Source organism: Arthrobacter flavus, from assembly GCF_039526005.1.
GTDB lineage: Bacteria > Actinomycetota > Actinomycetes > Actinomycetales > Micrococcaceae > Arthrobacter_D > Arthrobacter_D flavus.
The window spans coordinates 59906-84433 of the sequence record NZ_BAAAIJ010000032.1 but is presented as its reverse complement, the minus strand read 5'-3'; the positions used below and the strand labels follow the sequence as shown (position 1 = coordinate 84433).

25 protein-coding genes and 2 pseudogenes are annotated in these 24528 nt (G+C 63.3%); 16 read left to right on the top strand and 11 right to left on the bottom strand.

Annotation, left to right across the window (positions count from 1 at the left end; translation table 11 throughout):
* Positions 1-12 precede the first annotated feature (12 nt).
* Positions 13-1050: a class II fructose-bisphosphatase gene (glpX, locus tag ABD059_RS08060; RefSeq protein WP_024476365.1), complete on the bottom strand. Its 1038-nt coding sequence runs from the start codon at positions 1048-1050 to the stop codon at positions 13-15.
* 168 nt (positions 1051-1218) lie between these two features.
* On the opposite strand from glpX, the gene ABD059_RS08055 reads away from it, so the two are divergent.
* The 5 genes from ABD059_RS08055 to ABD059_RS08035 all read left to right on the top strand — a co-directional run bounded on the left by ABD059_RS08055 (position 1219) and on the right by ABD059_RS08035 (position 6442).
* Positions 1219-1848 (top strand): DUF4245 domain-containing protein, encoded by a 630-nt coding sequence (locus ABD059_RS08055; RefSeq protein ID WP_343878886.1) that lies wholly within the window; start codon positions 1219-1221, stop codon positions 1846-1848.
* A gap of 37 nt (positions 1849-1885) precedes the next feature.
* Entirely contained in the window at positions 1886-2500 is a 615-nt protein-coding gene (locus ABD059_RS08050; RefSeq protein ID WP_343878884.1) for a carbonic anhydrase, read from the top strand.
* A 39-nt stretch (positions 2501-2539) separates the two neighbouring features.
* Positions 2540-3967, top strand: coding sequence for a class II fumarate hydratase (locus tag ABD059_RS08045; protein ID WP_343878882.1), 1428 nt, complete (start codon positions 2540-2542; stop codon positions 3965-3967).
* 196 nt (positions 3968-4163) lie between these two features.
* The gene (locus tag ABD059_RS08040) at positions 4164-4808 is read left to right on the top strand and encodes a TetR/AcrR family transcriptional regulator (RefSeq protein ID WP_343878881.1); all 645 of its coding nucleotides are present in this window, start codon (positions 4164-4166) and stop codon (positions 4806-4808) included.
* Positions 4805-6442 (top strand): MDR family MFS transporter, encoded by a 1638-nt coding sequence (locus tag ABD059_RS08035; RefSeq protein WP_343878880.1) that lies wholly within the window; start codon positions 4805-4807, stop codon positions 6440-6442. Before ABD059_RS08040 ends, ABD059_RS08035 begins: the two co-directional genes overlap by 4 nt.
* Before the next feature lie 32 nt (positions 6443-6474).
* Here the strand turns inward: ABD059_RS08035 and ABD059_RS08030 are convergent, their stop codons facing one another.
* Positions 6475-6945, bottom strand: coding sequence for an NUDIX hydrolase (locus ABD059_RS08030; protein WP_343878879.1), 471 nt, complete (start codon positions 6943-6945; stop codon positions 6475-6477).
* A gap of 4 nt (positions 6946-6949) precedes the next feature.
* The gene (locus ABD059_RS08025; RefSeq protein ID WP_343878877.1) at positions 6950-7462 is read right to left on the bottom strand and encodes a prepilin peptidase; all 513 of its coding nucleotides are present in this window, start codon (positions 7460-7462) and stop codon (positions 6950-6952) included.
* Between the two features lie 58 nt (positions 7463-7520).
* On the opposite strand from ABD059_RS08025, the gene ABD059_RS08020 reads away from it, so the two are divergent.
* Positions 7521-8264 (top strand): hypothetical protein, encoded by a 744-nt coding sequence (locus tag ABD059_RS08020; RefSeq protein ID WP_343878876.1) that lies wholly within the window; start codon positions 7521-7523, stop codon positions 8262-8264.
* A 38-nt stretch (positions 8265-8302) separates the two neighbouring features.
* Here the strand turns inward: ABD059_RS08020 and phoH2 are convergent, their stop codons facing one another.
* Positions 8303-9634 (bottom strand): RNA 5'-3' helicase PhoH2, encoded by a 1332-nt coding sequence (phoH2, locus tag ABD059_RS08015; RefSeq protein WP_343879192.1) that lies wholly within the window; start codon positions 9632-9634, stop codon positions 8303-8305.
* A 347-nt stretch (positions 9635-9981) separates the two neighbouring features.
* Positions 9982-10743 (bottom strand): isoprenyl transferase, encoded by a 762-nt coding sequence (locus ABD059_RS08010; protein ID WP_343879190.1) that lies wholly within the window; start codon positions 10741-10743, stop codon positions 9982-9984.
* Between the two features lie 174 nt (positions 10744-10917).
* Here ABD059_RS08010 and trhA point away from each other — a divergent pair, with 174 nt between their 5' ends.
* From trhA to ABD059_RS07995, 3 genes and pseudogenes are all read left to right on the top strand, one after another.
* Positions 10918-11580 (top strand): PAQR family membrane homeostasis protein TrhA, encoded by a 663-nt coding sequence (gene trhA / locus ABD059_RS08005; RefSeq protein ID WP_343878874.1) that lies wholly within the window; start codon positions 10918-10920, stop codon positions 11578-11580.
* 44 nt (positions 11581-11624) lie between these two features.
* A pseudogene (locus tag ABD059_RS08000) lies at positions 11625-12000 on the top strand (ArsR/SmtB family transcription factor).
* Positions 11933-12250, top strand: a pseudogene (locus ABD059_RS07995) (SRPBCC domain-containing protein); the annotation flags it as partial. The pseudogenes ABD059_RS08000 and ABD059_RS07995, both read left to right, overlap by 68 nt.
* Here the strand turns inward: ABD059_RS07995 and ABD059_RS07990 are convergent.
* Both ABD059_RS07990 and mca read right to left on the bottom strand, forming a co-directional pair.
* The gene (locus ABD059_RS07990; protein WP_343878873.1) at positions 12247-12564 is read right to left on the bottom strand and encodes a hypothetical protein; all 318 of its coding nucleotides are present in this window, start codon (positions 12562-12564) and stop codon (positions 12247-12249) included. The pseudogene ABD059_RS07995 and the gene ABD059_RS07990 sit on opposite strands and share 4 nt — an antisense overlap.
* Positions 12565-12611: 47 nt before the next feature.
* The gene (gene mca / locus ABD059_RS07985) at positions 12612-13541 is read right to left on the bottom strand and encodes a mycothiol conjugate amidase Mca (protein WP_343878872.1); all 930 of its coding nucleotides are present in this window, start codon (positions 13539-13541) and stop codon (positions 12612-12614) included.
* Positions 13542-13608: 67 nt separating this feature from the next.
* Here mca and ABD059_RS07980 point away from each other — a divergent pair, with 67 nt between their 5' ends.
* Positions 13609-14055, top strand: coding sequence for a DUF4307 domain-containing protein (locus ABD059_RS07980; protein WP_343878871.1), 447 nt, complete (start codon positions 13609-13611; stop codon positions 14053-14055).
* A 260-nt stretch (positions 14056-14315) separates the two neighbouring features.
* Positions 14316-14807 (top strand): transcription elongation factor GreA, encoded by a 492-nt coding sequence (gene greA / locus ABD059_RS07975; protein WP_343878870.1) that lies wholly within the window; start codon positions 14316-14318, stop codon positions 14805-14807.
* Positions 14808-14823: 16 nt separating this feature from the next.
* Here the strand turns inward: greA and ABD059_RS07970 are convergent, their stop codons facing one another.
* The 4 genes from ABD059_RS07970 to ABD059_RS07955 form a co-directional block, all read right to left on the bottom strand.
* Positions 14824-15420 (bottom strand): rhomboid family intramembrane serine protease, encoded by a 597-nt coding sequence (locus tag ABD059_RS07970; RefSeq protein WP_343878869.1) that lies wholly within the window; start codon positions 15418-15420, stop codon positions 14824-14826.
* 2 nt (positions 15421-15422) lie between these two features.
* Complete coding sequence (gene ilvA / locus ABD059_RS07965; RefSeq protein ID WP_343878868.1) at positions 15423-16676, bottom strand: threonine ammonia-lyase; 1254 nt, start codon at positions 16674-16676, stop codon at positions 15423-15425.
* Positions 16673-17929, bottom strand: a complete 1257-nt coding sequence (locus ABD059_RS07960; RefSeq protein ID WP_343878867.1) for an AI-2E family transporter — start codon at positions 17927-17929, stop codon at positions 16673-16675. The genes ilvA and ABD059_RS07960 overlap by 4 nt, the downstream gene beginning before the upstream one ends.
* A 185-nt stretch (positions 17930-18114) precedes the next feature.
* Positions 18115-18969: a Bax inhibitor-1/YccA family protein gene (locus ABD059_RS07955; protein WP_343878866.1), complete on the bottom strand. Its 855-nt coding sequence runs from the start codon at positions 18967-18969 to the stop codon at positions 18115-18117.
* 351 nt (positions 18970-19320) lie between these two features.
* Between ABD059_RS07955 and ABD059_RS07950 the strand changes: the two genes are divergently transcribed.
* From ABD059_RS07950 to ABD059_RS07930, 5 genes are all read left to right on the top strand, one after another.
* A complete protein-coding gene (locus ABD059_RS07950; protein ID WP_343879188.1) occupies positions 19321-20601 on the top strand; it encodes a branched-chain amino acid ABC transporter permease in 1281 nt (426 codons plus the stop codon).
* A gap of 11 nt (positions 20602-20612) precedes the next feature.
* Complete coding sequence (locus ABD059_RS07945) at positions 20613-21593, top strand: branched-chain amino acid ABC transporter permease (RefSeq protein WP_343878865.1); 981 nt, start codon at positions 20613-20615, stop codon at positions 21591-21593.
* Positions 21594-21706: 113 nt separating this feature from the next.
* Complete coding sequence (locus ABD059_RS07940) at positions 21707-22735, top strand: ABC transporter ATP-binding protein (protein WP_343879186.1); 1029 nt, start codon at positions 21707-21709, stop codon at positions 22733-22735.
* Positions 22732-23472 (top strand): ABC transporter ATP-binding protein, encoded by a 741-nt coding sequence (locus ABD059_RS07935; RefSeq protein ID WP_343878864.1) that lies wholly within the window; start codon positions 22732-22734, stop codon positions 23470-23472. Before ABD059_RS07940 ends, ABD059_RS07935 begins: the two co-directional genes overlap by 4 nt.
* Before the next feature lie 181 nt (positions 23473-23653).
* Positions 23654-24478: a glycosyl hydrolase gene (locus ABD059_RS07930; RefSeq protein ID WP_343878863.1), complete on the top strand. Its 825-nt coding sequence runs from the start codon at positions 23654-23656 to the stop codon at positions 24476-24478.
* Positions 24479-24528 lie beyond the last annotated feature (50 nt).

Genomic DNA, 24528 nt, shown 5'->3' with positions numbered 1-24528 from the left:
CCGCCCGGCGTCCTACTTCAGACGAGCGTAGCTTTCCCACTTGTGGGCCTGGTGCTCACCGTCGACCACGCGGATGGTTCCGGACTTGGACCGCATCACGATGGACTGGGTCAGGACTTTGCCCTTGTTGTACCGGACACCGCGCACCAGGTCGCCGTCGGTGATGCCGGTGGCGGCGAAGTAGCAGTTGTCGCTGGTGACCAGGTCCGAGGTGGACATCACCCGATCCAGGTCATGACCGGCGTCGATGGCCTTCTGCTTCTCCTCATCGCTGGTGGGCCACAACCGGCCCTGGATCACTCCGCCCAGCGACTTGATGGCGCAGGCGGCGACGATACCTTCGGGGGTGCCGCCGATCCCCATCAGGGCATCAACGTCGGTTCCTTCACGGGCTGCCGCAATGGCGCCGGCCACGTCGCCGTCCATGATGAACTTGGTGCGCGCACCGGCGGCCCGGATTTCGTCGACCAGGGGGCGGTGGCGGTCGCGGTCCAGAATCATCACTGTCACCTGGTTGACCGACTTGCCCTTGGCTTTGGCGATCAGGTGCAGGTTTTGCTTGACGGGGAGGCGCAGATCCACCATGTCAGCGGCCTCGGGGCCCGTCACCAGCTTCTCCATGTAAAACACGGCGGAAGGGTCAAACATGGTGCCGCGCTCGGCGACCGCGAGCACCGCGATCGCGTTGTTGATGCCAAGCGCGGTGAGACGGGTGCCATCGATCGGGTCGACCGCGACGTCGCACTCGGGGCCGCTACCGTCGCCGACCCGCTCGCCGTTGAACAGCATGGGGGCTTCGTCCTTCTCCCCCTCGCCGATGACCACGACGCCGTTGAAGTGGACTGTCGACAGGAGCGAACGCATGGCGTCGACTGCTGCACCATCGGCTTTGAGCTTGTCGCCGTAACCCACCCAGTGGCCACCGGCAATGGCTGCAGCTTCGGTCACACGGACCAGTTCCAGGGCGAGGTTGCGGTCCGGTTCGTCGTCGCCGACCGCCAGCGAGCGGGAGAGCGTTGAATACTGGGCTGATTTGGCGTTGTTGGACACGTCAATCCTCATCGTCGAAGCGGTGCTGTGCCATTGCTGGCGAAAGCTGCGGGACTAATCCCCTGCCGCAATCATAGTGGCCGCTGGTCCGACCGCACTATGCGTGACAACCATCAGGGCTGGCGGGCCCGAATAGGTGCGCACCCGCAAGTGGTGGAAAATGGATGTGTGAGCACCCCCCAGCCCGGATCGACAGAGCACCCCACCGACGGCGACGCGCGTCCCGACACTGAACCGCCGGTCACACCGGTGTTGACGCCCAAGCAGGCGAAGCGCGCCAACTCGACAGTCGTCGGCATGCTGATTGCCATTGCGGCGACCTTCGGCCTGGTCCTGCCGGTGTTGCTCCTCAATCCGACCCATACTGCCGAGACCTATGCCCGGGACATCGATGTACCGAACGTGTCGTCCGAGGCAGCAGATATCGCGGGCTATGTCCCCTTGGCACCTGACCTTCCGGAGGGGTGGACCTCGAACTTCGCCCGCTGGAACACCGGTGGCAGCGACGGCGTCCCTTTCTGGGAGGTGGGCTACCTCACCCCCGAGCGGCAGTTCATCCAGCTCACCCAGACTGACAACGCGAACCCCACCTGGACGGCGCAGCTGCTCGACGGCGCCCAGGTATCGGGCCAACGCACCATCGACACCCTCGATTGGGAACTGTTGGACAGTTCGTCGGGTGACACCTTCCTCACCGCCGAGACCGGGGAGTTCACCCTGATTCTGAACGGGACCGCCGACCTCGCTGAATTCGATGTGCTCGGCGCCGCCATCCTCGACGAACTATCTTCGTCTTAGAGTCCAATCCCGGGCTGGAACGGCGTAAGGTTAGGCCGTGGATAACCAACTGACACCCGCCGATGCCTGGACCCGCCTTCGTGACGGAAATCTGCGTTTTGTTTCGGGAAGCTCCTCGCACCCAAATCAGGATGCACGGCATCGTGCCTCTTTGGTGGATACCCAGCACCCCTTCGCTGTCATCTTCGGCTGTTCGGATTCCCGGCTGGCCGCCGAGATCATTTTCGACCTCGGCCTGGGGGACATCTTTGTGGTGCGCACCGCAGGGCAGGTCATCGACGACGCGGTGCTGGGATCCCTGGAATTCAGCGTGAGCGTGTTGAATGTTCCGCTGATCGTGGTCCTGGGGCATGACCGCTGCGGAGCTGTCTCGGCGACCATCGACGCGATCGACTCCGGGGACATGCCCGCCGGCTTCCTGCGGGAACTGGTGGAACGGATCACCCCCTCCGTCCTTACATCCCGACGCAATGGGGTCACCGACCTCAACGCGACGGTCGTTGAGCACATCAAGCAGACCTCCAAACGCATGGTCGATTCCTCGCGGGTGATCGCCGACGCCGTCGAGAACGGCACCACGGCCGTGATGGGTGTGACCTACCGGCTCAAGGACGGCAAGGCTGAGATCGTCTCCGGGTTTGGCGCCTTGTAGGATTTGGTGCCTTGTAGCCCCACCGGCGAGAATTGGCGCATGACTCAATCGCCTGGATCCGACGCCGAATTCCGTATTGAACACGACACGATGGGCGAGGTCCGGGTTCCGGTCAACGCCCTGTACCGTGCACAGACCCAACGCGCGGTGGAGAACTTCCCCATCTCCGGCACCCGCCTGGAGCGTGCCCACATCGAGGCGCTGGCCCGCATCAAAAAAGCCGCGGCCACCGCGAACGCCGAGCTGGGAGTGCTCGACGACGAGCGCGCCCGCGCCATCGAGGCGGCGGCCGAAGAGGTGGCACAGGGACTGTACGACGGCGACTTCCCCGTCGACATCTACCAGACGGGTTCCGGCACCTCGTCGAACATGAACATCAACGAGGTCATCGCCACCCTGGCGAGCCGGGCCCTCGCCGCCGCAGGCAGCGAAACCTCGGTGCACCCCAACGACCACGTCAACGCCTCACAGTCCTCCAACGATGTGTTCCCCACCTCTGTCCATGTGGCTGCAGCGTCGGCACTGACCAAGGATCTGGTCCCGGCACTGGAATACCTGGCCGCCTCGCTGGAACGCAAAGCCGAAGAGTTCAAGACCGTGGTCAAGTCCGGCCGCACCCATCTAATGGATGCGACGCCGGTGACCCTGGGGCAGGAGTTTGGCGGCTACGCCGCCCAGGTGCGGTACGGCGTCGAGCGCATCCAGGCCTCCCTCCCCCGGGTGGCCGAGGTACCGCTGGGCGGCACCGCCGTCGGTACCGGCATCAACACCCCGGCCGGATTCCCTGCACGGGTCATCGAACTTCTGGCCAGTGACACCGGACTTCCCCTCACCGAGGCGCGCGACCACTTCGAGGCACAGGCCAACCGAGACGGCCTCGTTGAGGTCTCGGGGATGCTGCGGACCATCGCCGTGTCACTGACCAAAATCAATAACGACCTGCGCTGGCTGGGGTCGGGGCCCAACACCGGGCTCGGCGAAATCGCACTGCCGGACCTGCAGCCGGGCTCGTCGATCATGCCCGGCAAGGTGAACCCGGTGATCTGTGAGGCCGTCATCATGGTGTGCGCCCAGGTGATGGGCAATGACGCGACGGTGGCCATCTCGGGCACCAACGGCGCGTTCGAGCTCAACGTCGGCATCCCGGTCATCGCCCGCAATGTGCTGGAATCGGTGCGGCTCCTGAGCACCTCCACCCGCGTAATGGCGGACAAGATGATTGACGGCATCACCGCCAACGAGGAGCGGGCCCGATTCCTGGCCGAGGCATCGCCGTCGATCGTCACCCCGCTGAACAAGTACATCGGCTACGAGAATGCAGCCAAGATCGCCAAGAAGGCTGTCGCCGAGGGGCTCACGGTCCGGGAGGCCGTCGTCGCCCTCGGGTTTGTGGAACGCGGGGAGCTCACCGAGCAGCAGCTCGACGATTCCCTCGACGTGCTCTCCATGACCCGCCCGCCGCAGTAGCCCGGCACCACCGCACACCCCAGAAACTGCCCTGGGAGTCAGATCCGCCGAGTGCAATAGGCGTTTCTGGCTCTTGGGGCAGCTTTTTGGCGTGGCGGGGCCCGAGACACGGGGTTGCGGCACTGGACAGGGCCGCCAAACTCCCGGCCACCTCCCCTTTTTGCACTAAGTGGCCCGGCGTGCAATTATTTACTCCGTGATAAATAGTGCAATAACCGAGGACGGCGGCCTGCGTGAACGCAAGCGGCTCCTCACTCGTGCCGCAATCTGTACTACGGCCCGGCAGCTGACCACCGATAAGGGCCTCAGCGGCTTCACCGTTGAGGAACTCTGCGAGCAGGTGGGTGTCTCCCGCCGGACGTTCTTCAACTACTTCCCCTCCAAGGAAGACGCAGTGCTCGGTCAGAGCGACGATCATCGGCCGGACGACCTGATCGAAGACTTTCTTGCCAGCGCCGGCACCCTCCCGCTCCTGGAGGCGCTGGTGGAATTCGCAGCGGCCGCCGGTGGGAGGCTCGCGATCACCCGTGAAGAATTCGCCCAGCTCCACGCCGTGATTCAACGGGAGCCCCAATTGCTCGTGAAACTGTTTGGCGATTCTGCCGTCAAACAGAAGGAATTCGCCGCACTGATCGCCCGCCGCGAGAACCTCGCAGCGGACGACCCCCGAGCCATCATGGCTGCCCAACTCATCGGTCATCTTGCCTGGCAGTCCACCCACGCCTTTTTCCTTGGCGAAGACGGCCCCACCTTCCGCCACCTTCTTGAATCCCACGTCGACGCCGCACAGTATCTCTTTACCTCAGGCGCCCCACGCCCCAGCCCCGAAGGAACACCATGAGTTCGACCTCCCAGCAGGAAACGGGCCCGCTGCTGCTGACCCAGAAGCGCATCTGGATCATCTTTTCCGCCCTGATCGCGGGTATGCTGCTCGCTAGCCTCGATCAGACCATCGTCTCGACGGCGATGCCCACCATCGTGGGTCAGCTCGGCGGCGTCGAGCACCAGACCTGGATTACCACCGCCTATCTGCTGGCGACGACGATCGTGATGCCGATCTACGGCAAGCTCGGCGACGTCTTCGGCCGGCGTAACCTCTTCCTCTTCGCGATCGCGCTGTTCACCATCGCCTCCATCGGCTGCGCTTTCGCCACCGATTTCTGGGCGTTTGTGATCTTCCGCGCTATCCAGGGCCTCGGCGGCGGCGGACTGATGATCCTCTCGCAGGCCATCATCGCCGACATTGTCCCCGCCAGCGAGCGCGGCAAGTACATGGGCCCCCTGGGCGGCATCTTCGGCCTGTCAGCGGTTGCCGGCCCCCTCCTCGGCGGCTTCTTTGTCGACAACCTGACCTGGAACTGGGCGTTCTACATCAACATCCCGATCGGCATCGCCGCATTCGCTGTCGCCTGGTTCACCCTGACCCTGCCCTCCAAGAAGGCAACCAAGCGAATTGACTACTTCGGCATCGGCCTCCTATCGATTGCGACCACCTGCCTCATCTTCTTCACCGACTTCGGCGCTGACCCCGCTGAAGGGTGGGCATCACCCCTCACCTGGGCATTCGGCGTCGGGCTGGTGCTCGCCGTGACCGCATTCATCATGGCCGAGCGTCGCGCCGAAGACCCCATCATTCCGCTCAGCCTCTTCCGCAACAAGATCTTCATCAACGCCACGGCCATCGGCTTCACCCTCGGTCTGGGCATGTTCGCTGCACTGGCGTTCGTGCCAACCTTCCTGCAGATGTCCTCAGGCACCTCGGCGGCCGTGTCCGGCCTGCTCATGCTCCCCATGATGGTCGGCCTGATGGGCATGTCCATCTACTCTGGCATTGCCATCTCCCGCACCGGCAAATACAAGCCCTACCCAATCGTCGGAACCATCTTCACCATCGCCGCCCTGCTGTGGATGACCACCCTGACCGCCGAAACCCCGATCTGGGTCATCTGTGTCCAGCTGTTCCTCTTTGGCGCCGGACTGGGGCTGATCATGCAGGTCATCGTCCTGGTGGTGCAGAACGCCGTGTCCGCCGACATGATCGGCACCGCGACCAGCACTAACAACTACTTCAGGGAAGTCGGCGCCTCGCTGGGCGTTGCGGTCTTCGGCGCCATCTTCACCAGCCGCCTCACGGAATCCCTCAATGAGACCTTCACCGGATTCGGATCCACACCAGCGCAGGCCGGTGAAGCGTCGGCCACCATCGATCCGCAGACCCTGGCACAGCTGCCCGAGCCACTCAGGGACGCAATCGTCGCCGACTACGCGAACTCCCTGGCCCCGGTCTTTTGGTACCTCGTGCCGTTCCTGGTGATCGCCTTGATCCTGGCCATCACCCTCAAGCACATCCCGCTCTCGGAAACGTCAGGCATGGTCGCCCGGGGCGAGGCTATTGGCGGCGAGGATGCTGAGCGTCTCCAGCGGGAACGGGCGGGCCAGACTCACGACGTCGGTCAGGAACCCGACCGCCGGTAGCGACGGGGTGAGCGGGGCCCGGGGTGGCTGCCCTAGCGAACGAAGTGGGGTACTCCGTCGGCGGTCAGCGCCGCCTCGACGAGCTGCCGGTGGCGTTCGTTTAGTTCCGGGAGCTGATCGAGAGGGAACCAGCCGACGTCGGTGGATTCGTCGTCGTTCACCAGGGCCTCTCCCGAGACGTACCGGCAGCTGAAGTCGGTGGTCAGAAAGGTGCAGATGTCCCCGTTGGGGAAGGTCACGGGCCCCACCACCTCCACCCGGATCAGGTGCTCCACCCGGGCTCGCACACCGGTCTCTTCGAAAATCTCCCGGACAATACCGGCCGCCGGTTCCTCACCTGGCTCGAGCATCCCGGTGATGACCGTCCATTGTCCGTTGTCGGAACGCTTCCCGAGCAGCACCCGCCCGTCGTCGTCGAACACTACGCCGCCGACGCCGGGCAGCCAGAGGGGCTCATGCCCGACCTTCTCGCGGAGGGACAGGACATAGTCAGGGGTAGGCATGGGATCAGCCTACCGAGGGGACGGCCAGGACCAACGCAGCTCCGGCGATCATGAACGGCCCGAAGGGGATTGCCGACTTGAGGGTGCCCCGTCGGCTGAGGATCAGGACCAGCCCCCAGAGCGCTCCGAGCCCAAACGCGGCGAAGGTGGCCCAGAGCAGTTGGCCCCAGCCCACGAAACCCAGGTAAAGCCCCAGCCATCCGGCGAGCTTCACGTCCCCGAACCCCATCCCCGCCGGGTACACCACACGCAGCAGGAAGTACGCCAGCCAGAGCACGGCGGCCCCTCCCACCATCGTGAGCGCCCTCCCTGCGTCGCTGGCCCACAGGGCAGCGGACCCGAGCAACACACCGGCGAGAGGGTAGGCCGGAAGAACGATCCGGTTTGGCAGCAGATGGCTGCGGAAATCGACAACACTGAGCCGGACTCCGACCACACCAAAAACGACCAGCGCCAGTCCAAGGAGGATCCCGGCAACGGGTGTGTGCTGGAAGTACCCGGCAAGGATGTCGGTCATGGGATCCAAGCTACTGGACCCCTGCGAACCCGCCAATGGCGGCGGTTAGACTGTGGATATGTCAGCAACTCACAGCGAAACACCAGCAGCCACCTTCCGGTCGCTCTGCAGGTCGTCCCCCTGGAAGTGGGAGACCCTGCGCTTCGCTGTGGCATGGCGGCTACCCGAGGGGGACACCCGACCGCTCAAGGCCTGGTTGCGTCGTCCGGCGGCGCTCCGGGTGGAGGACGACGACGGCGTCCTGCTGCACAGCACCACCGGCACTGCCGGCTCACGGGATGCACTGTATGTCAGCGCCACCAGGAAATCCTGGCTCCTTGCCCCCCGGCTGATTACCCCCGTCTACAACGATGCAGGCTTCGTGCTGCGCCGTCCGGACGCCGCCTACGGTGAACCCGCCTTCGGCGACCCGCGGTGGGCCGCGATGCTGGACCCGGTCGAATTCGCTGGGGACGCGCCGGTGGCCTTCGAATCGCCCTTCGCCAACCGGGTGGAGCTGGAGAACATTGTCGAAGAAGAGTTTGAGGACCGGCCGGTGCTCAGCGCCATTGCCACTCCCAACCTCACCTACAAACCCCACACTGCTGGCTACCCGCTGATCGGTCGTGGTCGCACCGAGGTGAAAATCGACCTCGGAACAGGAATTTGTGTGTCGACACTCGCCCTGGACGGGGCGTTCGCTGGGGGTGGGCACTGGCTGCGGATCCTCGGGGTGGACGAGTACATGGTTGATGACCTCTTCGTTGACTCCGAAAGCCAACTCACCGATGTCAGCGCACACATCCCCTGGAACGTCTCCTGACCAGCTGAAGCCTCACGCCTGCCCCCAGCGGGACCCGACTAGATTTCGGCCCCCTCAAGCATCTCGGTGACCAGAGCCGCGATCGGTGAGCGCTCGGACCTGGTCAGGGTGATGTGGCCGAACAGCGGGTGGCCTTTGAGGGTTTCCACCACCGCCGCGATCCCGTCATGGCGGCCCACCCGCAGATTGTCGCGCTGTGCAACGTCGTGAGTGAGGACAATCCGCGAGTTCTGACCGATTCTGCTCATCACCGTCAGCAGCACGTTCTTTTCCAGCGATTGGGCTTCGTCGACGATAACGAATGAATCGTGAAGACTTCGTCCACGAATATGGGTCAACGGCAGCACCTCAAGCATTCCGCGATCCATTACCTCCTCCACCACCTCCTGCGACACGAGCGCACCCAGCGTATCGAAGACCGCCTGCGCCCACGGATTCATCTTCTCGCTCTCGCTGCCGGGCAGATAGCCGAGTTCCTGCCCACCGACGGCGTACAGCGGCCTGAAGACCACCACCTTCCGGTGTTCGCGGCGTTCCAACACTGCCTCCAGACCGGCGCAGAGGGCCAACGCCGACTTTCCGGTGCCGGCGCGCCCGCCCATCGAGACGATCCCCACCTCCGGATCCATCAGCAGGTCAATGGCCAGCCGTTGTTCGGCTGACCGGCCATGAAGGCCAAAGACATCACGGTCGCCACGCACCAGTCGCACCTGCTTGTCCGCCCCCACCCTGCCGAGCGCTGACCCCCGCGGCGAGTGAATCACCAGCCCGGTGTTCGCGGGCATCTCGGCTGCCTCCGGAAGGAACACCGGCTGGTGCTCGTAGAGGGTGTTGACATCGGCCTCGGCAACATCCAGTTCGGCAACCCCGGTCCACCCGGAATCGGTGACCAGCTCGCTGCGGTACTCGTCGGCCTTCAGGCCCATCGCCGAAGCCTTCACACGCATCGGCAAGTCCTTCGACACGACCGTAACGTTCCTGCCCTCGTCCGAGAGGTTCTTGGCTACGGCAAGGATCCGTGAATCGTTGTCTGAACTTCTGAAGCCGGCCGGCAGCACCGCGGTGGAGATATGGTTCAGCTCGACCCGTAGCGTTCCGCCCTCTTCCCCGAGAGGGATCGCCTGGTTGAGCCCGTGGTGCTGCACCCGCAAATCATCGAGCAGCCGCAGTGCTTTGCGCGCAAAGTAGCCCAGCTCGGGGTCATTGCGTTTGGCTTCCAGCTCGCTGATTACCACGATCGGCAAGATCACCTCGTGCTCGGCGAATCTCAGGATGGCCCGCGGGTCCGAGAGCAGTACAGAGGTGTCTACCACGTAGCTTCGGCTACCGAGGCTTTCGACAGACGAAAGGCCCGCCTCAGCAAGGATCAGTTCTTCATCCGTGCTACTGCGAGCCTTGGTGTTGTGTGCTGGGGGGAGGGTCTGGCCTGAATCGTATGAGCTCTGTGTTGGGTCAGATATGGCCACGTGGACTCCACTCCGGGGCGTGCAATCCCCGATTTGTTATGGGGCGGGTAGGACAGTGAGGCCGCGAGGCCTGGCACGGCCTCCCCTGACGTCGCGCTGTGCTGGTGAGCACTGTTCGCTGCATCGGTAGCCTCCCGATCAGGAGGTTCTGGTGCCTCCTGATGGTGTCGAGAATACGCCCGGCATCGGATCCCCGACGGTTTGGCGCGGCGTGTCGAAGAATAATTCGAGGTGAACTTCCCCTCGAATCGCTAGCCGCCGAATCGCCGCTGGCGCCGCCCATAATCCCGGAGCGCACGCAGGAAATCCACCCTGCGGAAGTCTGGCCAGAGTGCTTCGCAGAAGTAGAACTCGCTGTAGGCGCTCTGCCACATCAGGAACCCTGACAACCGCTGCTCTCCCGAGGTCCGAATCACCAGGTCGGGGTCAGGTTGTCCACGGGTGTACAGGAAAGATGAAATTTGCTGGTCGGTGAGACCTGTGGCCACGTCCTCCACCGACTGCCCCTCCGCTGCCGAGGCGAGCAGCAGTTCTTTCACGGCGTCGACAATTTCCCGGCGCCCCCCGTACCCCACCGCGACGTTCACGTGCAGACCGTCAATCTCCTTGGTCTGGGTGGCCAGCGAGCACAGCTTGTCCGACAGGTTGTCGGGCAGCAGTTCAAGCGCACCGACGGGTTGCACCCGCACCCGGTTGCCCTCCCCCAGCCGATCGAGGGTATTGGCGATGATGTCCAGGAGCTGCTCGATTTCCTCGGGGGAACGGCTCATGTTGTCGGTGGACAGCATGTACAGCGTCACTACCTCGACACCGAGCTCCTCACACCAGCCGAGAAACTCGTGGATCTTGTCCGCACCGGCCTGATGTCCGTCCCGGGTCGGAGCACCCGCCAACTTGGCCCACCGGCGGTTGCCGTCCACCATGACTCCGATGTGATGCGGAATCCTTTCGGGATCAAGCGACCGCTGTAGCTTACGTTCGTAAAAGTTGTAGGCGAATCCTGGAAATTTCACTGGCTGGTGGTTCACCTATCCTTCTTCCGTTGGTCGCCACACTGATAGCTCTACTCCTAAGGTACCGCCCTGGACCACCTCCACCGATGACAGCCTCAGGGTGGTTTATGAGATCCCTCGTCACAGCCCGGTTACCGTTGAGTAGCATATCGAGTCGACCGCTAGAATTGCGCAATGACCTTGAGCTTCCCCGGCACCCTCAAACCGAAGCTGCGTGGCTGGCTGCATGCGGGGGCAACACCCCTGGCGCTCGCCGCTGGCATCGTGCTCGTTGCCATCGCCCCGACGGCGGGCGGCAAGATCACCTCGGCCATCTATGCTCTGACCGGAGTGTTGCTCTTCGGCGTTAGCGCCGTCTATCACACCGGAACCTGGGCCGACCGCACCAGGGTGGTCCTGAAGCGGCTCGACCACACGAATATCATGCTGGTGATTGCCGGCAGTTACACCCCGCTGGCCTGGGCCCTGCTGGAGCCCGACAAGGCAGCTGTCCTACTCTGGGTGATCTGGTCCGGAGCCATTGCCGGTGTCCTCTTTCGGGTGCTCTGGGTAAACGCACCACGCTGGCTCTATGTGCCCGTCTACGTGGCGCTGGGACTGGGCGCCCTCTTCTACCTACCGGACTTCCTGGCCGCGAGCGTTCCTGCGACAGTCCTGATCATCATTGGCGGCGCTTTATATATTGCCGGCGCAGTCTTTTACGCGCTCAAGCGCCCCAATTTCAGTGTCAGATGGTTTGGTTTTCATGAACTGTTTCATGCCTTCACCATCGCCGCCTTCACCGTTCATTTCATCGCGATCGTCATCGCCGTGCTGAATCCACTCCAGGGGTCTTGACCGGCTAATCCGGCAGGAGCAGATTCCTACTCGACCAGGCCTTCCTGGCCCTCGCCGATCCCGCCCGCCCGCCAGATCATCGCCCGACTCAGCCGCGGACCCGCAACGGTCAACGAATTGGCTGAACCCTTCGCGATCAGTAAGCAAGCGGTCTCGAAGCACATCCAGGTCCTCGAACACGCACAGCTCGTCACCCGCACCCGTGATGCCCAGCGCCGACCCGTCCACCTGAATCCTGCGCGGCTTGAGGCTTTGACCTCATGGATCGACCAGTACCGGTTGGTTCGCGAGAGTCAGTTCCGTAACCTCGACGCGCTGCTGCACTCCACTGCCGCCGCGGGCGGCATTCAGGGATTTCCGGTCCGGTGGCAGTTACCTGTACCGGCACACCGGACCGGACGGCGGCGTCTACACCTTTAGCGGGGTCTTCCACACTGTGCGGGAGAACGATTTCGCCATCCAGACCTTCGAATTTGGCGGGTATCCCGATGTGGTCAACATCGAGTTCCTCACCTTCAAGGACCTCGGCGGCGGGCGGTGCAAGCTCATCGCCCACTCGGTTTACCCCACCCAGGAGGCCCGTGATGGGATCGCGGCGTCGGGGATGGAAGAGGGGATGCGTGAAGCCTACGAGCGGCTGGAGGAGGTACTCTCCGCCAGCAGGGTCTAGCGGTTTCCCGGCGTCGTCTCGGGTTGCGAGTCGGAGTCGTTGGCACGGTGCTCCCCGGAAGTGCGGTCGTTGTCGTGAGCGGCCTCAAGATTTTCGGAACCAGCAGCTTCGTCCATCATCCCCTGGTATCGCACCCTCCGGATCCGTTTGGACATGTCCCGGATAAGGAAAATGACGACTATCACCATTACCAGGGTAAAAACAAAGCCCAGCAGACCGGGCGTCACCTGGCTGGGATCCAGCCCCGGCCTCAGCCCATCCTCCTGATCGGGGACAGGGCTCACGGTCGACACCAGGTTGAGCAGGTAAATCACTATGCACCACTTTCGAAAGGAACGGTGGGCCGCGAGGGCCCACCCCCTTATTCTACGCCAGCGAAGAAGTCAGCTTCAGGCACTGTGGTTTCCACCCGGGAGTGGATCAAAGAGTAGTCTTCCCACGGCCAGACTTCACGCTGCAGGTCTGCCGACACGGCAAAGAAAAACCCCTCCGGATCAACCTGCGTGCGGTGCGAGAGCAACGCCCGATCCCGGTGCTCAAAAAAGTCTCCACACTCGATCTGGGTCGTGGTTTTGTGCGTGGGCGCCGGGGCCTGATGGCCTTCTGAATCGGTTTCGAGCCACGCTGCGATGCGGGCTGCATAGGGCGACTGCAGGCCCGCTGCCTCGAGGGCGTTGTGCAGTGCATGGAACCGTTCGGGATTGAAGGCGCGGTCGTAATACAGTTTCGACGGCGCCCAGGCAGCCCCGGTGCCGGGATACCTATCGGCGTCGGCGGCTGCATGATAGGCCTCGACGGCCACCTTGTGGGCCATGATGTGGTCCGGGTGGGGGTACCCACCGTTTTCGTCGTAGCTCAGGACGACGTGGGGGCGGAAATCACGGATCAATTTGACCAGTGGTGCCGCCGCACGCTCCAGCGGCTGCACCGCGAAGCACCCGAACGGCAACGGGGGTAGGGGGTCGCCCTCGGGCAGACCGGAATCCGTGAATCCCAGCCAGCGCTGGCGGATTCCCAGCGCTCCCGCCGCGTTGGCCATCTCCACCCGGCGCAGGCCGGCCAAATCCCGCAGCGCGTGGGGCTCGCCCGCGACTTTCTCGTTGAGGATGTCCCCCCGTTCCCCTCCGGTGCAGGTGGCAACCAGCACGTCGACGCCGGCGGCGGCGTAGCGAGCCATGGTGGCGGCGCCTTTGCTTGACTCATCGTCCGGATGGGCATGGACTGCCAGTAGCCGGAATCCCTCACCGGGAGCAGACGCGCTGAATGATGGACGGGTTTCCGGGCTGGGCAACTACTGCTCCTGTGGGTTCGGCTATCGCTTTAGGCAATAGATTCCGGCGGGGATAAAATGGTTTCCGATGAACACCAACCAACCGCCAGTATCAAGAGTAGCCAATCGCTACGGCACCCCCAAGCCGGGATTACCAGGGCGGACGAAGAAGCAGATCATCTGGGGCACCCTCGCCGTGGCGGTGGTCACCACTGCCGTGTTCACGGTGCAGACCTCCATCCCCGACGTGAGCAGCAAGGATGTCGGGTTCAACATTCAGGATCCGGGGAACGCCAACGTTGACTTCGATGTCACCAAAGCCCCCGACGCAACGGTGCAGTGCGCCGTGCAGGTATTGAGTGAAACCTATGCCGTGGTGGGCTGGGAAATCGTGGAGATTGGCCCAAACAGCACCGATGAGGGGACCGACGGCGGGCGCACCACAGCGCATCGTGCCCAGATCCGCACCGAATCCGCAGGAGTCTCAGGCGGGGTCAACGCGTGCTGGGTCATCGAGGAAAACGGATCCGCTTAGGTCCGCCCGAGTTTCAGAACGTCTCGATTTCGCTACATTTCGGCCTTCACCCCCCTGTCCTACCTTGGGATTACCGAGTCAGGGCGTCTACACTGGTGACAATACGTTCGGCTCTCCCCAACCGGTGATCAACTGTGTATGTGGTCACCAAGGGTGGAGCCTTTATTTGTTGCTAAGCCTGCTTACATCTCGTTGTGCAGGCTGTCACCATGCCGGAACCGCTCAATCTACGGGTTTCGGACATAGCTAAGGAGATGCCCGTGTCCACCAACAGTGCACCTGTCGCATGGCTTACCCAGGAGTCCTATGACCGACTCAAGGCCGAGCTGGAGCATTTGTCCGGCCCCGGCCGGACCGAGGTTGTTGCCCGGATCGAACAGGCACGGTCCGAGGGCGACCTCAAGGAGAACGGCGGCTACCACGCTGCCAAGGAAGAACAGGGCAAGTCAGAGGCCCGGATCCGTCAGCTCACCGCGCTGCTGGAGAACGCCCACGTTGGCGAGGCCCCTGAGGACAACGGAATTGTTGAACCCGGCATGCTCGTTCACGCCAGGATCGCCGGCGATGACGCCACGTTCCTGCTCGGCAGCCGCGAGGTTGCCGGCGACACCGACATTGACGTCTACAGCGAGAAGTCTCCGCTGGGAGCCGCCATCCAGGGCAAGAAGGCCGGTGACAAAGTCACCTACACCGCGCCGAATGGCAAGGACATTGAGGTTGAGGTCCTGTCGGCCAAGCCGTACGTAGGATAGGACCGTCCTGAGGCCCTCAACGGGCTTTTGACTGCCGACGGCGGTCCGTTCCCCCGGGGGCGGGCCGCTGTTTCAGTATCAGGGCAGCAAGCACGCCGCCGACCGCCCCAAACAGGTGAGCCTGCCAGGAGACATTAGAGCCCGCACTGGGCAGAATTCCCCACAGGATCGAGCCGTACATCAGGAACACGACGAGCGCGAGCAGGATCTGCCGCAGGCTGCGGTTATAGAAGCCCCTGACCATCAGGTAGGCAAACAGGCCAAACACCACACCGGAGGCGCCGATGGTGAGGCCGCCCCCAAAAATCCACACCCCGATCCCGGATCCCAGCCAGCTAGCCGCCACGGCAATGGCGAACCGCCGTGTGCCTTCAAGGAACGTGAGGAAACCGAGCACCAGCAGCGGCAGCGTGTTGCTCAGGAGGTGTCCCACTCCCGCATGTAGCAGCGGCGCGAACAGGACGCCGTCGAGCCCTGACACCTCCCGCGGGTCAATCCCCAGCCAGCCGATCAGCCGGGCGCCCGTGAGGACATTCACCAGGTGGATGGCCCAGAGCAGCGCCGCGAACACACCGACGGTGAGTAGTCCTTTGCGGGCGCGTTCGGCAAGCATGGTCAACCTTCGATAACCATGGGCTGGAATCCTTCGGCCCGCAGGTTTCCGAGGATCAGATCGCAGTGTTCATCACCCTTGGTCTCCATATTGATGGTGATCGCCACATCTCCCATGCTGATGGACCCTCCCACCCTGGTGTGGTCGACGCCGGTCACGTTGGCATCGGATTCGGCAATGATCCGGGAAATCGTAGCCAGCGAGCCCGGGCGGTCGTCGAGGAGCATCCGCACCACCAGGTACCTGCCCGCGGCGGCGAGTCCTCGCTGAATGACCTTGAGCATCAGCATCGGGTCGATGTTCCCGCCCGACAGGATGACAGCGGTATTTCCTGGTGAAGCACCGTTCTCGGTGAGCTTGCCGTCCAGCAGGGCTGCCACCCCGACCGCGCCCGCGGGTTCCACCACCATCTTTGAGCGTTCAAGCAGGAAGATCAGCGCCCGCGCCAGGGAATCCTCCGTGACGGTGACGACGTCGTCGACCAGTTCCTTGATGATCGAGAAAGGCAGTTGACCGGGGCGCCCCACCGCGATGCCATCGGCGATGGTCGACACCTTGGTCAACGGCACCAGCGCATCAGCAGCCAACGACGGCGGGTAGGCCGCAGCGTTTTCGGCCTGCACCCCGATGATCCGGATCTCCCGGCCCAGCTCCCGGGCCCGGGCCTTGACAGCGACGGCCACCCCAGCCAGCAGTCCACCGCCGCCCACCCCCATCAGGATGGTGTCGACGTCGGGCACCTGTTCGAGAATTTCCAGTCCAATGGTCCCCTGTCCGGCGACCACATCGACATTGTCGAAGGGGTGGACGAAGACGGTGTCCGTTTCCTCGGCGTACCGTTTGGCTTCCGCGAGCGCTTCGTCGACATTGTGCCCGTGAAGAACCACTTCGGCGCCGTGGCCGCGGGTGGCAGCGAGCTTGGGGAGCGCGACCCCCAACGGCATGTAAATGCGCGCCTTGATGCCGAGCCGGGCGGCTGCTACCGCCACCCCCTGGGCGTGATTACCGGCCGACGCGGCCACCACTCCCCTGGCCTTCTCGGCCTCGGAGAGCCGTGCCATCCGCACATAAGCGCCACGGATCTTGAAGGATCCCGCCCGCTGCAGATTCTCACACTTCAGGGAGACGTTGGCGCCAATCAGCCGGCCCAGCGCCCTGGACTCCTCGATCGGGGTGCGGGCGATGACGCCGTCAAGAAGTTTTTGCGCGGCTTGGACGTCGTCCAGCGTCACTGCGAGATCCACAAGATTAGTCACTGGTTGGCCTTTCGTGTCTCGTCTGGGGTGGTGTGGGTCTGATGAATAGCAGCGGCGTCGTCGCCGAGAGGAGGATCCTCCGGCGGCTCCGGGAGGCCGTCGGGTGGTGGTGGTATCCCGCCGACGGCCGGGTCTGTTTCCCAGGCACGCGCGGCGATGTACCGCACCACCGTGTTCACCACCGCCAGGAGAGGCACCGAAAAGAGCGCGCCGGGGATTCCTGCGATCAGCGTTCCGCCGGCGACGGCGAGAACCACCGCCAGGGGGTGGAGGGACACTGCGGGTCCCATGATCAGCGGTTGCAGGACGTGGCCCTCCAGCTGCTGCACCACCAGGACGATGGCGAGCATAATCAAGGCGTTGACCCAGCCGTTGGCCACCAGCGCGAGCAGGACCGCCACCAAGCCGGTGAACAGTGCTCCCACAATAGGGATGAAGGACCCCAGGAAGACCAGGACGCTCAGCGGGAGGGCCAGTGGCACCCCGATCAGGGCGGCGCCCACTCCGATGCCCACCGCATCAACGAACGCTACGAGCATCTGCACCCGCACATAGTTGGCCATTGAGGACCAGCCGCGGCGCCCGGCGCCGTCGACAGCCTTCCGGGCGGCACGCGGCGTCAGCCCAACCACGAAACGCCAAATCCGCTCCCCTTCCAGCAGGAAGAAAATCAGGGCGAAGAGCGCCAGCAGTGCACCGGCCGCGAAGCTGCCAGCGCTACTCCCCACGGAGATCACGCCGGTCACGATCGATCCGCTGTTGTTCTGGACGGCGCTGGCACCCTCGCTGATGAACTGGTCTATCTGGAAGTCGGTCAACCCCAGGGGCCCTTCGTGGAGCCAGGTCTGGACCTGCTGGATGCCCTCGACCACCTCGTCCCACAGATCGGTGAATCCGAGGGCCAGTTGCTGGCCCGCCAGCGTCACCATCGAGCCCACCACTGTCAGGAACCCCACGACGGTCAGGGCGACGGCAAGACCGTTCGGGACCCGCGCGCGCCGCAGCAACCCCATCACGGGTAACAGGAGGCTGGCCAACAACCCTGCGAGCAGGAGCGGGATGATCAGCAGCGAGATATGCCCGAGGAGCCAGATCAGCATCCCGGCTACGACGATAATCAGGCCCACCCGCCAGGCCCACGCCGCCGAGAGGCTCAACGCGTACGGAACATCCCTGACGAGCGCCCGCCCCTTGGCCTGTTCACGGGCACCCTGGATACCCGACGGGGTCTGCCGCTGAGGGGGGCGAATCATGGTGCAATCTTTCCACACGTCACTGATCATTCAGCACTGGGTCCGACCTGCCGGACCGTGTGACCAAAGGTCAGCTCACTGGCAATCGGGGCTCGCTGAGTGAATTGGTCAGGATCCTGTTAAAAGACTTGTGCCCGCAACGTTTGCTGCGGGCACAAGTCGAAGGGTTACGTAATTCCGTCGAGTTACTCGCTGCCCCGCATAATCGCGATGAGGCGAATGAACTCTACGTAAAGCCAGATCAGCGTGACAGTCAGACCGAAAGCCGCGGTCCACGAGTACTTCTGGGGTGCACCGTTCCGCACTCCCTCGCTGATCGACGTGAAGTCGATCACGAGCGAGAAGGCGGCCAGCCCGATCGCGAAGATTCCGATGACCAAACCGAAGGGGATGTCCGTGCCGGGGATGGAAGCGCCGCGCATACCCCACGGGTCTTGGCTCACACCAAAGAGCATCAGGCCGAGGTTGATCAGGCTGAACGCTGCGTACCCGAGGATGGCGATCATGAAGATCTTCATCCCCTTAGGCGATGCACGCACCTTGCCGCTCTTGAACAGGGCCAATGTGATGGCGAAGACGGTGAGCGTGCCGACGAGGGCCTGCAGCGCGATGTTGGGGAACTGGGCCTCCAGCACCATAGTCAGACCGCCGACGAACAGACCCTGCAGGAAGGCGTAGGCCAGGATCAGGCCCGGAACGGGTTCCCGCTTGAAGGCGTTGACCAGTCCAAGCACCAGCCCGCCGACCATACCGACAATCATCAGCGGCATCACGAGCCCTGGGAGCAGGAAGGCTGGCACGGCAGCACCAACCAGCACGACGCCGATGGACAGGACCGTCTTGACGATGACGTCGTCGAAGGTCATCCGCCCGGTCTGCGAGGGGCCCGCTGATGGTTGGTTGTACAGGTCTTCCATCTGGGTGGTGCTCATTGCGCTCTGTCCAGCGAGCGCCGTTGCACCCTGACCCGCTGGATTGCCGCCGCGAGCAGCGGTACGGAAGTTCTTTCCGTTGAATACCGGGTTACCGCCAAGTGCCATGTGAACTTGTCCTCCAATGGGGGATGAATGTGATTTAAAGCTTATCAATACCAACGCTTTTCCGGACATTTTGTTCCCAGCAGTGCTGGCGGCGCCAGCAGTCGTTACCCAATCGCTACCCGCCGGTAGCCATTTAGGTATCCGTCGAAACATGGCACGGGTAACATGAACACACACTCGGTGACATGTGTCACAAGAGATGTGGCACCAGCCGTATGCCACAAGCCGTCCTTACTCCACCGGATCGCCGGTGGGGCACCCCATAGTGAGGTTCATAACTTGATAACCCGACCGACGCCTGCGTGGATCAGGAGGGTGCTGATTTTCGCGACCGGCCTCATCGCCGTCCTCATGCTCAGCGCCCCCGCAGCCCAGGGCTACCACCCAGGGGCTCCCGCGACAGCTCCCAGCACAGTGGCCGCATCGCAGCTACCCGGCCAGATTGTTGGCCAGGAGTTCACTGACCGGATCAGTGGCGTTCTCCGGAACGCCGACGGCCCGCTCGCGGACGTCACCATCTCGGTATCGGGCAACGGGTTCGATGGTGAGACTACTTCTGCAGCCAACGGGTCCTGGTCCGTCGGGGTCCCTGAGCAGGGCGCCTACGAGGTGACCCTCGACGTTGACACCCTTCCCGAAGGCGCGACCCTGGCTGAAGGCCAGGCCAATCCGCGCACAGTCACCTTTGCTGGCACCTCCAACGTCACCACACTGTTCCTGTTCGGCGAGGGAATCGTCACCAATACCACCAGCTTCTGGGACACCCTCGCGGAGCGCTCCCTCGCCGGTCTCAGCTTCGGCCTGTTGCTCGCGTTGAGCGCCGTCGGGTTGTCATTGATCTTCGGCACCACCGGGCTCACCAACTTTGCACACGGCGAGATGGTGACCTTCGGCGCGGTAGTGGCCTTTGGATTCGCCGCACTGGGGTTGCCCATCTTCGTGGCAATACCGTTGGCGGTGGTCGCTGGCGCGCTCCTCGGGTGGGTCCAGGATGCCGGTCTGTGGAAGCCCCTGCGGCGTCGCGGAACCGGGCTGGTTCCCATGATGATCGTCAGCATTGGGCTCGCCCTGGCGCTGCGGTACATCATTCAGTTCAACTTTGGTGGTGCGACGCAGCAGTTGCCGGGCGCCCAGAGCGCCCGACTGGACTTCGGGCCGGTCTCCATCTCACAGAACAACCTCAACTCGCTGCTGATTTCATTGGCGATCATCCTGTTGGTGGGGTTCCTCCTCCTGCGGACCCGCCTTGGCAAAGCAACCCGTGCGGTCTCTGATAACCCGGCTCTCGCCGCCGCATCGGGGATCGACGTCGACCGGGTCATCAGGATTGTCTGGATGGTCGGCGGAGCGCTGGCAGCCCTCGGCGGCATCCTCTGGGCGTACTACCGTCCGGGCGTCTCCTTCAACATGGGTCAGCAGATCCTGTTGCTGATCTTTGCTGGCGTCGTCCTCGGCGGGCTCGGCACCGTGTTCGGTGCTCTCATCGGGTCGATCATCGTGGGACTGTTCGTGGAAATCTCGACCATCTGGCTGGAAGCCGACCTGAAGTATGTGGGAGCGCTTCTGATCATGATTCTGGTTCTTCTGTTCCGGCCGCAGGGTATCCTCGGCCGCAAAGAGCGCGTCGGTTAGGGGCTCACAACATGGATTTCGGAAATATTCTTGCACTCGCCTTCGGCGAAATGATCAGCCCCACCACCGCCGCCTACGCTCTGGCCGCACTCGGTCTTGCCGTGCACTTTGGCTACTCAGGACTGCTGAACTTCGGCCAGGCCGGTTTCATGGCCGTGGGTGCCTACGGCTACGCAATTTCGACCCTGACCTTCGACGCTCCGCTGCCAGTCGCCGTCCTGGTGGCACTGACGGCCTCAGTGCTGTTCGCTCTTATCCTGGGCATTCCCACGCTGCGCCTACGCGCCGACTATCTCGCGATCGTCACTATCGCCGCGGCGGAAATCGTCAGGTACATCGTGACCACCAATGGGCTGACCGATGTGACGGGGTCAGCCAACGGTCTCGCGAACTTCGAGAATGGCTTCTTCGCGTTGAACCCGTTGGCCCCCGGGTCCTACAACGTCGGACCCATCTCCATGAATGAGCGTGACCTGTGGATCAGGATCGTGGGCTGGACCATTGTGGCCCTTGCCTGCCTGACCGTCTGGTTGCTCATGCGGAGCCCCTGGGGCCGTGTCCTCAAGGGCATCAGGGAGGACGAGAACGCTGTTCGCGCCCTGGGCAAGAACGTGTACGCGTACAAGATGCAGGCACTGGTCATCGGTGGTCTCCTCGGCTCCCTGGCTGGCATGATCTTCACCCTCCCCCGTGGTGCGGTCCAGCCTGCCAACTATGCAACGGAGCTGACGTTCTTCCTGTACACCTGTCTCCTGCTCGGTGGCATGGCCACCGTGCTGGGACCGGTGATCGGGGCCATGATCTTCTGGGTGGTGCTGTCCCTGACCCAGGGGCTGCTCTACGGTGCAATTGAAATCGGCGCCATCACCTTCCTGTCCAACGTGCAGGCAGGTCAGCTGCGCTACATCCTCGTTGGCGTCGCGTTGATGCTGCTAATGGTGTTTAGACCCCAGGGCGTCCTGGGTAACAAGAAGGAGCTGGCGTTCGCATGACCGAACCACTAGAGACGCAGCCGACCACCGGGGGCGGGCGTCTGCCCAACCACAGTGCCGCCGCGACCGGATCCGGAGAGTCAGCATCTGCTGGCTCAACCCCCGTGGACTATATGACCGACTCCCGCGACATCACCACCGGGCAGACCGGTCCAGGCTGCAAAAAACGGGACCCCATCCTGGTCGCGGAGAAGGTGACCCGGCAGTTTGGCGGGATGAACGCCGTCGACGTCGACTATCTTGAGGTCCCCCGCAACAAGATCACCGCGCTGATCGGGCCCAACGGTGCCGGCAAGACCACACTCTTCAACCTGTTGACCGGCTTCGACACGCCTAACAGCGGGCAGTGGCGTTTCGACGACCGTGACATCGCCGGGGTGCCGTCCTACAAGGTGGCCCGGATGGGGATGGTGCGCACCTTCCAGCTCACCAAGGTGATGGGCAAGCTGACCGTCATGGAGAACATGCGTCTGGGCGCCACCGCACAACCGGGTGAGAGCCTCGCCCGCGCCTTGTTCAAGGGACTGTGGGGCAAGCGGGAGAAGGAAATCACCGAGCAGGCGGACGTGCTCCTCGCCAAGTTCAAACTGGATGCGAAGAAGGACGACTACGCGGCGTCGCTGTCGGGTGGCCAGCGTAAACTGCTCGAAATGGCGCGGGCCCTGATGGTCAAGCCGGTTCTCGTGATGCTCGACGAGCCGATGGCTGGAGTGAACCCGGCGCTTACCCAGTCCCTGCTGGACCACATCAAGAATCTCAAGGCCGAGGGGATGACGGTGCTGTTCGTCGAGCACGACATGCATATGGTCCGTCACATCGCCGATTGGGTGGTGGTGATGGCTGAGGGCAAAATCGTCGCCGAAGGACCACCGGAAATAGTGATGAAGGATAAGGCAGTGATCGATGCTTACCTGGGTGCCCACCACGATGTGGACCTCGGCGACTCAAAGGGTGTCGAGATGCTTGAAGTTGAGCTCGCCCAGGACGAGGAATCCGTCGTCGGCACCCCCGACGCCGGCATCCTGGCCCACCCAGGTGGCAGCCAACCGGACGGCCTGCACGGCGAAAGCAGTCGCACGGGCCAGACCGGTCCCGCCACCACGGCGGATACCGCCCCGGACAGCAAGGAGACCCGACCATGAGCGAGGACAACAGCACATCGGTGGTCAAGGTCACCGACCTGGTGGCTGGCTACCTGCCGGGCGTCAACATCCTCAACGGCTGCAGCATTGAGGCACGGTCGGGTGAGCTGATCGGCATCATCGGCCCCAACGGTGCTGGCAAGTCCACGCTGCTCAAGGCCATGTTTGGGCTGGTGAAGGTCCATTCCGGCACGGTGGTGGTCAGGGACAAAGACATCACCGGGCTGAAGGCCAACAAGCTGGTCAGCCAGGGCGTCGGGTTTGTCCCGCAGAACAACAACGTGTTCGCTTCGCTGACCATCGAGGAGAACCTCGAAATGGGTATGTATCAGCGGCCGAAGGACTTCAAGAAGCGGTTCGACTTCGTCGCCGACTTGTTTCCCGAGCTGGGGAAGCGTCGGGCACAGCGAGCCGGCTCGCTGTCGGGCGGCGAACGCCAGATGGTCGCGATGGGCCGGGCGCTCATGATGGACCCGGCGGTGCTCCTCCTCGATGAGCCCTCCGCCGGTCTCTCACCGGTGAAGCAGGATGAGACTTTCCTCCGGGTGCATGAGATCAACCGGGCGGGAGTTTCGGTGATCATGGTCGAACAGAACGCCCGCCGGTGTCTCCAGATCTGTGACCGGGCGTATGTGCTCGATCAGGGGAAGGACGCGTACACGGGTACGGGCCGGGAGCTGATGAAGGATCCGAAGGTGATCCAGTTGTACCTGGGCACTCTCGCCGACACGGCATAGCAGGCTCCTATAGACCTTGAAACGCCCGGCTGGGAATCCAGCCGGGCGTTTTGTGTTGGGGGCGTCTGAGCCTGCCTCTAACCTGCGTGAAAACTGTGCAAATCAGGGCGAAAAGTATCCATTCTGGCACCTAGGCTGTTGCTCGCGGCACATCCCGGTCGCTCCTCTGGAAAGGCCGCTCATGGACCGTCGAAATTTTCTTGCTCTGCCGTTGGTGGGCCTCGCCGCATCGGGTGGCCTGCTTGCCCTCAATGCCGCACCGTCCCAGGCTGCAACCCGGGCTCTGAAGGGGATCGGATTCTCCAACAGCACTCCAACCACGCGAGGCCAGATTTCAAGTTTGAGCGTCGCCTGGCATTACAACTGGGAATCATCCACCAGCCTCACCACTCCGTCCTTCACCCCGATGGTTAAGAGTCCCTCACGACTACTGGAAAGCAACGCAATCGGGAAGATGACGGCCCAGCTTCCGCAGACCCGGGCCAAGAACCTGCTCGGCTTCAACGAGCCCGACCACGTCCAGCAGGCGAACATGACCGTAGACCAGGCCATCAAGCTGTGGCCTCAGCTACAGGCGACCGGGCTCCGGTTGGGAGCGCCAGCCACGGTCAATGTCACCAGCCCCTGGCTGAAGGAGTTCATGGCCAAAGCCAAGGCCAAGGGGCTCCGGGTGGATTTCATGACCATGCATTGTTACGCCTGGCCGAACGTGGACAGTTTTCTGGGCAAGGTGAGGACGCTGCACGAGTTGTATGGCAAGCCAATCTGGGTCACCGAATACGCCGTCGCGGACTGGGAAGCCACCGCCACCAAGCGGAGCCGGTATAGCCGTGCGCAGACTGAAGATTTTATGCGTGGCACCGTCGCCGGTATGCGGGCGATGCCCTATGTGGAGCGATTTGCCTGGAAGACCCGGGATATCACTGACCCGAAGATGGGCAACTCGGCCCTCTTTGACGGTCGGGGCTGGCGTACCTCAACCGGCAAGCTCTACGCCTCCCTGTAGGGCACTGGCGGCCTCTCGCTGCAGGCTGCAGACGGTCCGGTGAGCAACCT